Source organism: Paraburkholderia sp. (assembly GCF_036488795.1).
Classification (GTDB): Bacteria; Pseudomonadota; Gammaproteobacteria; order Burkholderiales; family Burkholderiaceae; genus Paraburkholderia.
On record NZ_DASXHA010000151.1, the window covers coordinates 1 to 10,452 of the forward strand.

Consider the following 10,452-nt stretch of genomic DNA (forward strand, 5'->3'; position numbering starts at 1 on the left):
TTGACCGTACCGGTCATGATGTTTTCGCCGCGCTCCAGGAAGTCGTTGAGGATCTGCTCGCGCTCGGCGTCGCGCACCTTCTGCAGGATCACCTGCTTGGCGGCCTGCGCGCCGATCCGGCCGAATTCGATTGACGGCACCGGTTCTTCGATGAACTCGTCGAGCTGGATCTCGGGCTTTTGCTCACGCGCTTCGAACAGCAGGATTTCCTGATCCGGCTCTTGCAGACCGGCTTCGTCCGGCACCACTTTCCAGCGGCGAAACGTTTCGTGCTCGCCGCTTTCACGGTCGATATGGACGCGGATGTCCGCATCTTCTTCGAAGAGTTTCTTGGAGGCCGAAGCGAGAGCCGCTTCGAGCGCGGCAAATACCACGTCTTTGTCGACGTTCTTCTCGCGTGCCAGCGCATCCACCAGCATCAACACTTCGCGACTCATTGTTTGCGGCTCCTAAAGTCAACTTTCGGAACGAGGCGTGCTTTATCCATGTCCGCGAGCGTGAAATCGAGCATCGCAGCGCCTTCCTTCCCTTCAAATTCCAGACCGATCGTTTCGCCTTGCGGAGCATGCAGGATGCCCCGGTACGATTTCCGTCCGTCCAATGGTTTTTTCAATGTGATAACGACTTCACTGCCTGCGAAGCGTTCAAAATCCGCCAGTTTCTTCAGCGGGCGGTCGAGCCCCGGCGACGATACTTCAAGCCGCTCGTAATCGATATTTTCGACCGTCAGAACGTGCTGGAGCTGACGCGTGACTTTCTCGCAGTCTTCGATTGCAATGCCGGCCGGCTGGTCGATATAAATACACAACATGCCGCGCCCGGTGCGCTCGAGATCGACGAGCTCGTAGCCGAGTCCCACGACCGTGGTTTCAATCAGTTCCGTCAGTTGCACAGTACCCTCTAAGATGTTCGCGCGGCGAGCCTGCCGGGTTTTCTTGCAAACACCTATGCGGGCAGCGCGCCAAGCCGGCGCACGTTCGTGCTACCCGAGATGCCGAACCACAAACTGAAGCGGCAAAAAAAAATGGGCGAAACGCCCATCATCTTATTGCCGGTGGTCGCATCTGAGCCGCACATGAAAAGCCGCACGCCCAGCGACTCTGCGATTGTAGCCATTTTTCAGGACAAACGCAAACCGCAGACGCGCGTGAGAAGCGCATTTCCGCTTGATTTCACTGCAATCTTTCCGCCAGATGGAGGCAACAGGCGCGTTGCGCAAGACCTCGGCCCCACCCCGGATTTGTGCACTTTCCGACCGGGCGGCGCACGCCTTGACGCCGTGCGACCCGGTCGGCAATGCCGCGTCGCCTAGCGGCTGCGCGAACGGCCACGCGGACCGCCCCGATTGGCGCCGCCCGCGTTCGGATTGCCGCCGCCCGTACGGTTGGCATTGCCGCCGCGATTGCCGCCGCCCGGGCCGCGGCCACCGGCGTTGCCCGGATTACCGCCGCTGGCGCCAGCCCGCTTGCCGGCCGGACGATTGCCGCTGCCCGACGGCGCGCGATTGCCATCAATGTCACGTCCGCCACGCGGCAAGCTCGAACCGCCGCCGCTGCTCATCGGCCCCGCAAAGCCACCGCCGGCGCCACGGCTCGCGCCGCGACCGTGGCCGCCGCCAAAGCCACCCGCACCGCCCGCGCCACCGCCGAAACCGCCTGCACTGCCGCGGCGCTGGCCGCCGCGCGGTTGCTGCTGGTCGAAACGGCCGTGCGACATCAGAACCGGCTCGCGGTTGATGAAGCCCATCGACGTCTGCATGGGATCAGGCTGCTTGCGCTCGGGCGCCGCGCCACGGCCGCCCTTCTCTTCGCTGGTGGCCTTCAGACCTACCGACGCCATCAGGCTGCGCACCTGATTGTCTTCCAGCTCTTCCCAGCGGCCGCGCTTGAGCCCCTTCGGCAGCGAGATCGGACCGTGCCGCGTACGGATCAGGCGGCTGACCATCAGGCCGGCCGCCTCGAACATGCGGCGCACTTCGCGGTTACGGCCTTCGGCCAGCGCGACGTGATACCAGTGATTGGTGCCTTCGCCGCCGCCGTCGCGGATGCGCAGGAAATTCGCCGGACCGTCTTCGAGTTCGACGCCGTGCAGCAGCTTCTGGCGCATGCCTTCGGCCAGCTCGCCGACCACGCGCACGGCATATTCACGCTCGACGCTGTAGCGCGGATGCATGAAACGGTTCGCCAGATCGCCCGAGGTGGTCAGCATCAGCAGACCTTCGGTATTGAAGTCGAGCCGGCCGACCGCGAGCCACTTGGCGGTCTTCATCGGCGGCAGCTTGTCGAATACCGACGGACGGCCTTCCGGATCAGCGTGACTGACGATTTCGCCAGTCGGTTTGTGGTACAGCAGCACGCGCGGCGGCTTGTTTTGCAGCTTGCGCTTGACCGGCTTGCCGTTGATGCGGACCTGGTCGGTCGGCATGATGCGCTGGCCGATATGCGCCGGTTCGCCGTTGACGGACACCCGCCCGGCGATGATCAGCTCTTCCATATCCCGGCGCGATCCCATGCCGGCTTCGGCGAGCACCTTGTGCAGCTTCGGTGCGTCGTCGTCCGGCGACAGTACGCGCTTCGGCGCAACCGGCTTGCCACGGCGCAGCATCGGGGCGCGCACGCCGCCGGTGGTGCTGTTGTCAGCATCGAATGCGGGCGACGTCACGTACGAGAACAAATCGTCCTGATTGGCGTCCGGCGTTGCAGCCACTACCGGCGCCTCACCGCCGCGCCGGTTGTTCTGGCGTGCGCGGCCACCTTCGCGCGGTTGACCGCCTTCACGGGATTCGCGAGGTTCACGACCCTCACGCGGTTGACCGCCTTCACGGCCTTCGCGCTTCGCGCCGGCATTGCGGCGCGGCCCCTGGCCCTTCGCGCCCGGTTCTTTGCGCGGCATGCGGACCTGTGCGACGACTTCACCGTCCGGCGGCGCTTCCGCCACTACCGGCTCGGGAGCCGCACCTTCGGCACCCTTGGCCTTCGCCCCCGCGCGCCGCCGCGCGATCAGGCTACGCGGCCCGCGGCGCAGACCACGGCGCGGACGGTCTTCGCCCTCCGCGCCTTCGGCGTGGGCCGGGCGCTCGCTCTCGCCTGCCGACGTTTGTGAAGTACGCGTTTCGCCGGCGCGTGCGGAGTGCACGGCGTGCTCGGATTCGGACGAATCGGTGTCGTGGGTATCAGTCAAAACAACCTCAAAATGTCAGGTCGCGCGCGCCCATTGCGGGCGCGGCAAAAGTTCGGTTACGTCAGGCGCTGCGCGACTCTTTTTCGTCGTCGGTCAGAACGCCGGCGTCCTGTGCAGCAGCGCGGCGATCTTCTGAATCGTCGTGCGCCACACGTGTCGGGTTCGATTCAACGGCGTGCTCCGTGCTGCGGAGTTCGCCCGAATCGTGCGCGGGTATTGCGGGATCGGCCTGGGAGACCGGCTCCTGATCTGGTGCACGCAGAGCGGCGCTTTCGGCGGCTTCCACGTGCGGTTCTGCATAAATTTCTTCGGACGCCGGGGCCGCCTGCGCGACCTGTCCGTCGCCAGCAGGATGGTGTCCCGCGTGGCCCGGCGTCTGTTCACCCTCAGCTAATTCCGTTCCTGCCTGCGTGGCTACCTGCGCCGCTGCGTCAACGGACGCGTCACCGACGTGTCCTGCGGCACCTTCGGTCCGCTCAGTCGGCACGGGTTCGACGCTGCCATGCGCACTATTCAATGCAGCCGCCACGGGCTCTTCAACGAACGCGGCTTCTTCGCTCGCCAACGTGTCGAGCGACGTTTCGCCAGACGCTTCAGCGTGCGGCGCGTCGCCTTGAACGGCGCTGTCTGCGTCGCTCGCAATCGCCTCACCCGCCTCACCCTCCGCCGTCGCGACGGACGCGTCGCCGTCGGTCTGTGCGTTAGCGTCGGCAAACTCGATGGCGCCCTGACCGAGCAGATCGACGTTCAGTTGCGCCGACGGATCGTCCAGCGGCGGCAACTCGTCGAGCGCCCTCAATCCGAGGTCGTCGAGAAACTGACGCGTGGTCGCATACAGCGCCGGGCGTCCCGGCACGTCACGATGGCCGATCACTTCGATCCAGCCCCGATCCTCGAGTTGCTTGACGACCTGTGTGTTCACCGTGACGCCGCGAATCTCTTCGATATCGCCGCGCGTGACCGGTTGCCGATACGCAATAATCGCCAGCGTCTCGAGAACGGCGCGCGAATATTTCGGCGGCTTCTCGGGATGCAGACGATCCAGATACGAACGCATCGCAGGCTTGCTTTGAAAGCGCCAGCCCGACGCCAGCCCGACCAGTTCGACACCACGCCCAGACCAGTCCTGCTTCAGGTCTTCGAGCAATGTGCGAACCGTATCTGCCGACACGCCGTCGGCAAAGAGCTTACGCAACTCAGCGAGCTTTAAAGGCTCCTGCGCACAGATCAAGGCAGTCTCGAGGACGATCTTCGCCTCTTGGGTATTCATGCAGCTAGGTCAGACCCTGTGGTCAAAGAACCGGATCAAACAGACGATTTGGAACTGAAGACGCGCTCGCCCGATTCTGATCGGTCATATTGATGGGAGCACGCACCGGGGGGAGGCGAAACAGGCAATCGAGCCATACCCAGCCGGACGGAGCAGCGATATTCCTGAAGGGAATCGCGTGACTGAACGCCATATTACGCAAAAACAATGGGTGCGTAAAGACGAAATCCCGCCGATTCCGCCCGCGGGCGCCGATCCCTGCCAATCAGGCGCAAAAGACCGGCAAGATGGCTGCCCGCTTCTGCGCTGCGACGCTCACATCCACATTTCAACTAGCGTGCGTAGTCAGGAATTGCTTCAGACGCGCCACGCCCGCATCGAGCCGTGCGGTGTCGCATGCATAGCACCAGCGTACGAAACCCTCGCCTTCGGCACCGAAGGCACTGCCGGGCGCCACGCCCAGGCCGACCTCGCGCACCAGCGCCTTGCACAACGCCAGGCTGTGCGTCGCGCCGGGCAGCGAAAAGAACAGATACATCGCGCCCGGCGGCGCCTTCACATCTACATCGGGCAACGCCGACAAGGCCCTCACCAGATGATCGCGCGAGGTTTTGAGCTCGCTTACCAGCTGGCGGGTGAACGGTTCGCCCTGCTGGACGGCAGCGAGGCCCGCCTGCTGGACGAAAGCCGGCGCGCACGAAGTGTTGTACTCGACCAGCTTGCCGAGATCGTCCATCAATGCGGCCGGTGCGACGATCCAGCCGAGCCGCCAGCCAGTCATCAGCCATGCCTTCGAAAACGAATTCACGCAAATCACGCGCTCGTCGCGAGCCGCCAGATCGAGGAACGAAGGGGCCGTGCGGGACGCGCCGGCTGCCGTCTCCACGGCGGCCGTATCGACGTCGGCCGTGTAGTAGAGACGCTCGTAGACTTCGTCGGCAACGATCCAGATCCCGAGCCGGCGACAATGCTCGAGCACGGCACGCTGCTCTGCGGCGCTCATGACCCAGCCAGTCGGATTGCTCGGCGAGTTGAGCAACAGCAGTTTGGTGTCCGGCGTCAACGCGGCGAGCAGGCGCTCCAGGTCGAGCGTCCAGCCTTGCGCACCATAGCCGAGCGCGACGGTCTCGACGTGCGCACCGAGGATCTTCGGGATTTCGACCAGATTCGGCCACAGCGGTGTAACCGCGACCACGCGGTCACCCGCCCCCACCACCAGTTGCGCAGCCAGCATCAATGCATTGACGCCGGCGCTCGTGACGGCGACGTTCTCGAAGGAAGTCGGACCGTGCAGGCGCGCGACATAGTCGGCGAGCGCCGCGCGCAACGGCGCGATGCCAAGGTTATGCGTATAGAAGGTCGCGCCCGCGGCAAGCGCATCGCTCGCCGCCTGGCGAATGAATTCCGGCGTGATCCGGTCGGATTCTCCGAACCAGAACGGCAGCACATTCTCGACGCCGAACCCGGCGTTCGCCACTTCGCGAATCTGGGAAGGTCGCAATGCGCGTACTGCGTCGCGTGCATGGGGCAAGAGTGGGACAGGCAGATCCGATTCGCTCATCAAGAGATCCAGGGTAGGTCAGGTCGGAAAAGCCGATAGTTTAGCCTGCGGCGCCTTTTAGGGACGCGACGCCGCGCGCCGAGGACCACGACCCGATGCGGCCGGTCAGCGCCTCCTACCCCAAATCTTCGGCCCGCGCGGGCAACTTGCGGATCAGCCCCCACACCGCCTCCGCCGCTGGCGACAGCGAGCGGTCGCGCCGCCGCACCAGCTCGACGGTCCGCTCGGCGCGCGGCACCAGCGGGCGCGCCACCAGCGACGCGTCGGCCGGCAGCGGCAGTGCAAGCCACGGCAGCACGCTCACGCCGACCCCCGCCTCCACCAGGCCGAACACGGTAGCCGAATGTCCCAGCTCCTGCACGACGTCGGCGCTCACGCCGTGCGCATTCATCACGGCATCAATGATCGGACGGCTACCTGACGCGTAGTCGAGCATGACGAGCCGCTGTCCCTCCAGATCCGACCATGCGACCTGCTGTTTGGCGGCCAGCGGATGGTCGGCGCGCGACACGAGGCAAAACGAATCGGTCATGAGTTGCTCACTGAGCAGATCGTCCGCCGTGAACGGTCCAATGATGACGCCAAAGTCGACCTCCCCCGACTTGACCTTGCGCACCACGTCGCTCTGCACATCGTCGCGCAGCCCCAGCGTGATATAGGGAAACTGCTGGCCGGCCGCCGCCACCACTTGCGGCATCAGCCGGCAAGCCACCGTGGGACTGGCCGCCACCACGACGCGCCCGCGCCGTTGTTCGCCGATCTCGCGAATCTCGCGCAGCGCGTCGTCCAGGTCCGTCAGCAGACGTGAGACGCTGGAGACGAGATTGCCGCCCACGTCCGTCAGCTGCACCTCGCGCGTAGTCCGGTCGATCAGCTTGAGGCCGATCTCCCCTTCCAGTTCTCGCACGCAGCGGCTCACCGCCGACTGCGTGAGACCGATCTCGTCGCCCGCGCGGCTAAAGCTCTGCAAGCGCGCGACCTCAATGAAAACCCTTAGCTGGCGCAGCGTGACATTCATCCCGGAGTCTCATCAATAATGCCATTTGATGAGCATTCTATTGGTTCTACGCGCGCAGCACACCTGAATGATCATTTCGCTGCAATGCGGCAAGAAGGCGCAAACGCACGCTGCGCGGGCCTGATTGCACAAGATTGGTGATTGTCCCGATTTGCGAGACGGCTTTTTTGGATTCTTATACGCCCCTGACTAACGCCCGCGCTGGCCCGGAATAACGGGCTTCGAGGAAGAATTCAACAAGATGGCACGCTTCGTGCATTTGATTGCGCACAGGGTCGGCGCCATGGACCTGACTGCACAACCAGACCGTGGCAAGCCCGACCCCGCCTGGCACTCGCGATTGAGTGCATGGAGAGTGCGCGGCGCGGGGCAGCGCACCGGAGTTAGCTTCGCTGAGGTGAGACATGATGCTGTTCGACGATTTGAGAGATAACGAGTGGGCGCTGGTCGAGGCGTTGTTCTGTGCGGAGCCAGCACGGAGCGAACGACGCGGCCGGCCACGCGTGGAAGCGCGCGCGGTTGTCAATGCGGTTCTTTGGGTGCTGTCCACAGGTGAAGGCTGGTCCAAGCTTCCCGGACGCTATCCCTCTCCGCCGACCTGCCGCCGCCGTTTTGACGAGTGGCAAGCCGATGGTACGCTCGCCGAAATAGTCAAGCGACTTGGCACGAGCGGCCGTGAAATTTCGCTGCGCGGCCGGATTGGCGCGACGGCGGCCAAACCACCCGCACCACCGAGCCGCGACCGTCTGCGGGGCGCCTTCTGGACCAATCCGGAATCCTGGCGCGCACCGGTCAAGATGGCTTGACCACCTGTTTGTCCCCCGCCGGGCGCCTTTATAGGCGCCCGGCGCGCATCTGGCGCCCGGATCTGGAGCAGCGCCGCACCCGTCGGCCGGCTACGCAGACCTCCGCGCGCGGCTTGCCGCCTCACCTCTCCACGCAAACGGTCCTTTGCAGGCCTGCCGGATAGGTGACACGCAATGAAACATCCATTTACGATTACTTACAGCGTGCTTTCGCTCCTTGGCATACCTTATGAGTATGCAAATGACCCCGAGTCTTGGGGGTTGACGGGAGCCCAGCATGAAACCAATGTCACTGCTTCTGTGCGGCATTGTCGTTTCATTGATTGCCGCACCAGCTTTCTCGCAGCAACGGCCACAGGAATGGAACTGGCGGCCTGACCGGACCGCGTCGCTCGATGCCTGGCAACAGGGAGAACGGGTGCGCGACTTTACCCCTCCTACTCCGCGCGGCGATTTACGTGGCGACATTGCGAGCAACGTGCGGGCGCGACCGGAACAACAGCGGGAAGATCCGACCCGTCGCCGCTAGGCCTGCGTTATGGCACGCCACCGGAACCGACACACGGTTGAGCGAAACATTGTGGGAACCACCCGCCACCCGGCCAGTCTCATCTATGCCATTAGCACAGCGTGGCAGTAGTAATTCCGGTACGCCCGTATCCTTGCGATACGGGCTTTTTTTTGCCGCTTCTTTGCCTGCAGGGATCAGATGAGGAAGCTGCGGGAAGCGCCGGAACACGGACGCAAGGGAAAACGGACCGCGGACAAATGCCGTTGCACCGGCGCGCCGCGCCGGCACATCAGACCTTCCTAAGGACACTGCCGAACCGCTAGGGACGGACTTCCAGGTCGGCCGTGCTGGAACGGAATTCCGCAGCGACGTAATCGTTCATGCGCCGCGTGGTCCATGTCAGGGAGCGCTCGTCCCGTTCGAGCCGTGCGAACTCGGCGCGGCCGCGGTCGGTCAGTACAGCGATGTCGACCGGCGCATGAAAACCAGGCGCGGGAGCGACGGTCCGTTGCCGCACGGTTTCCATCAAGCCGAGCGCACGCAAATATTCGAATACGCCTGGCCGTCTGGCCCATGGGACCTGGCGATATTGCGCCCGCCGCAGCGCTTCAAGAACTGCTTCGTTGGAATACGTGGTCATCTCACTTCTTTCTTAAAGTGCAGCCATGACACATCTTTGCGCCGCACATCACCGCGCCACCAGTGACGCGCTTAGCACCCACCCCACGGAAAAACCTCACCACGGTGGCGCTATGCCACCCATTCCCGCCAGGCGCTGCCTGTTATTCCTTGTTTGGGCACCCCGAAACGAACCTCGTGTTAGCGTTCTTTCCATGTGCCTGCGATGCGCCCGAAGCGGCGCGATGGCAACAGCATGGAATTGCCCCGAAAACCATACGTTACCCCATTTAAATTGATTCTATTCACTTTATTGGCGCTTTTTTTTGCAGCATTTGTGCTAACGCGGCGTCATCGGGTTTCCCTCGCCGTTGCCTGCGTGACGTTTTTCTGGCTGCTTGCCGCCGGCTGGCTGAGCGCCCCGTTGCTGGCTTTGGCCCAGCGCGGCGCGCCCTCCGTCGCATACGCCGCCTATGGCCCGCGTACCGCGATTGTCATGCTGGGATGCGGCACCGTGTACGACGACAATCACAGGCTGGTGCCGCGGCGCGATGCATTCGCGCGTATCGCGACGAGCGCCGGGCTCTACAAGGCATGTAAAAACGACGGATACGACTGCGATGTCATCATTAGCGGCGGCAACCCGCAGCGACATGAAGTCCCGGAGGCGGATAACTATCTGCCCTATCTGGTGCAACAGGAGGTTCCCGCCACGAACGTCATCCTCGAGAACCACAGCCTCACGACTTACGAAAACGCCCGCAACGTTGCCGGACTATTGCAGGAACACCGCTATGACTCCGTGATCCTCGTAACCTCGGCTTACCAGATGCCGCGCGCGTTGCTCGACTTCCATCGTTTCGGACTGATGCCCCAGCCGGTCGTCTCCAACGCGCGGCACATACGGGTTGGTTTGCTGCCGCGCTATGGCAACCTCGTCAACGCGGAAATTGCACTCCACGAATTGATAGGCATTGCACAATTTTACGTGTACCGGATGATCGGATGGTTCTGATGGTGGATGGTGGCTTGTGGCTGTACACGCAGGCATGTCGCAAAAGCCTCCGTTGATCAGGAATCCCATGCAATTCTGCGGACCACCTTGGCCGGCGTTCTGTGGTCAACGCCGGCGCACAGGAGACGAGGCGTGGGGCCGATTCGTCGGGCGTTCACGCATGCCCCACCCGGGCGACACACCGGCGGCCGAACTTCGGCGGGAAGGCAGCCCGGTTCCAGGCGTCGACAGCGGCCAAACGTAACTGGATGTAACTATCTGTCAAAACTGTAACAGGGCCTCCGTTGGAGCGGATATTGCTGGCTAGAATGCATTGTCCTTCCTGATCGGACAGGCAATACTCGGCCACAACCACTCTACGGAGGTAACGATGAAGAAAGTGTCCCTGGCGATCCTGGTTTCCCTCACTGCCCTGACGGGTACAGCCTATGCACAGATGGACAATGGCGTCACGATGAGCACCGATCCGGCGA

10 protein-coding genes and 1 pseudogene are annotated in these 10,452 nt (G+C 63.4%); 4 read left to right on the forward strand and 7 right to left on the reverse strand.

What is annotated here, in order from left to right:
* The 6 genes from VGH41_RS22200 to VGH41_RS22225 form a co-directional block, all read right to left on the reverse strand.
* A partial coding sequence (locus tag VGH41_RS22200; protein ID WP_331599747.1) for a NusA N-terminal domain-containing protein occupies positions 1 to 437 on the reverse strand: 437 nt, incomplete at its 3' end.
* The gene (gene rimP / locus VGH41_RS22205) at positions 434 to 892 is read right to left on the reverse strand and encodes a ribosome maturation factor RimP (protein ID WP_007182297.1); all 459 of its coding nucleotides are present in this window, start codon (positions 890 to 892) and stop codon (positions 434 to 436) included. The genes VGH41_RS22200 and rimP, both read right to left, overlap by 4 nt.
* Positions 893 to 1,308: 416 nt before the next feature.
* A complete protein-coding gene (gene rluB / locus VGH41_RS22210; RefSeq protein WP_331599750.1) occupies positions 1,309 to 3,180 on the reverse strand; it encodes a 23S rRNA pseudouridine(2605) synthase RluB in 1,872 nt (623 codons plus the stop codon).
* Positions 3,181 to 3,241: 61 nt separating this feature from the next.
* On the reverse strand, positions 3,242 to 4,450 hold the full coding sequence (gene scpB / locus VGH41_RS22215; protein WP_331599751.1) for an SMC-Scp complex subunit ScpB: 1,209 nt from the start codon (positions 4,448 to 4,450) through the stop codon (positions 3,242 to 3,244).
* A 328-nt stretch (positions 4,451 to 4,778) separates the two neighbouring features.
* Positions 4,779 to 6,011: a pyridoxal phosphate-dependent aminotransferase gene (locus VGH41_RS22220; RefSeq protein WP_331599752.1), complete on the reverse strand. Its 1,233-nt coding sequence runs from the start codon at positions 6,009 to 6,011 to the stop codon at positions 4,779 to 4,781.
* A 115-nt stretch (positions 6,012 to 6,126) separates the two neighbouring features.
* Positions 6,127 to 7,029, reverse strand: a complete 903-nt coding sequence (locus VGH41_RS22225; RefSeq protein ID WP_331599753.1) for a LysR family transcriptional regulator — start codon at positions 7,027 to 7,029, stop codon at positions 6,127 to 6,129.
* A 407-nt stretch (positions 7,030 to 7,436) separates the two neighbouring features.
* Here VGH41_RS22225 and VGH41_RS22230 point away from each other — a divergent pair.
* The 3 genes and pseudogenes from VGH41_RS22230 to VGH41_RS22240 form a co-directional block, all read left to right on the forward strand.
* A pseudogene (locus tag VGH41_RS22230) lies at positions 7,437 to 7,832 on the forward strand (transposase); the annotation flags it as partial.
* Positions 7,833 to 8,009: 177 nt separating this feature from the next.
* Complete coding sequence (locus VGH41_RS22235) at positions 8,010 to 8,213, forward strand: hypothetical protein (RefSeq protein ID WP_331599758.1); 204 nt, start codon at positions 8,010 to 8,012, stop codon at positions 8,211 to 8,213.
* Positions 8,122 to 8,364, forward strand: coding sequence for a hypothetical protein (locus VGH41_RS22240; protein ID WP_331599757.1), 243 nt, complete (start codon positions 8,122 to 8,124; stop codon positions 8,362 to 8,364). Before VGH41_RS22235 ends, VGH41_RS22240 begins: the two co-directional genes overlap by 92 nt.
* A gap of 301 nt (positions 8,365 to 8,665) precedes the next feature.
* Here VGH41_RS22240 and VGH41_RS22245 read toward each other — a convergent pair whose 3' ends face one another.
* Positions 8,666 to 8,986 carry a hypothetical protein gene (locus VGH41_RS22245; RefSeq protein ID WP_331599754.1) on the reverse strand — a complete coding sequence of 107 codons (321 nt, stop codon included), beginning with the start codon at positions 8,984 to 8,986 and terminating at the stop codon, positions 8,666 to 8,668.
* A 234-nt stretch (positions 8,987 to 9,220) separates the two neighbouring features.
* Here VGH41_RS22245 and VGH41_RS22250 point away from each other — a divergent pair, with 234 nt between their 5' ends.
* A complete protein-coding gene (locus VGH41_RS22250) occupies positions 9,221 to 9,979 on the forward strand; it encodes a YdcF family protein (protein ID WP_331599756.1) in 759 nt (252 codons plus the stop codon).
* The last annotated feature ends 473 nt before the right edge of the window (positions 9,980 to 10,452 follow it).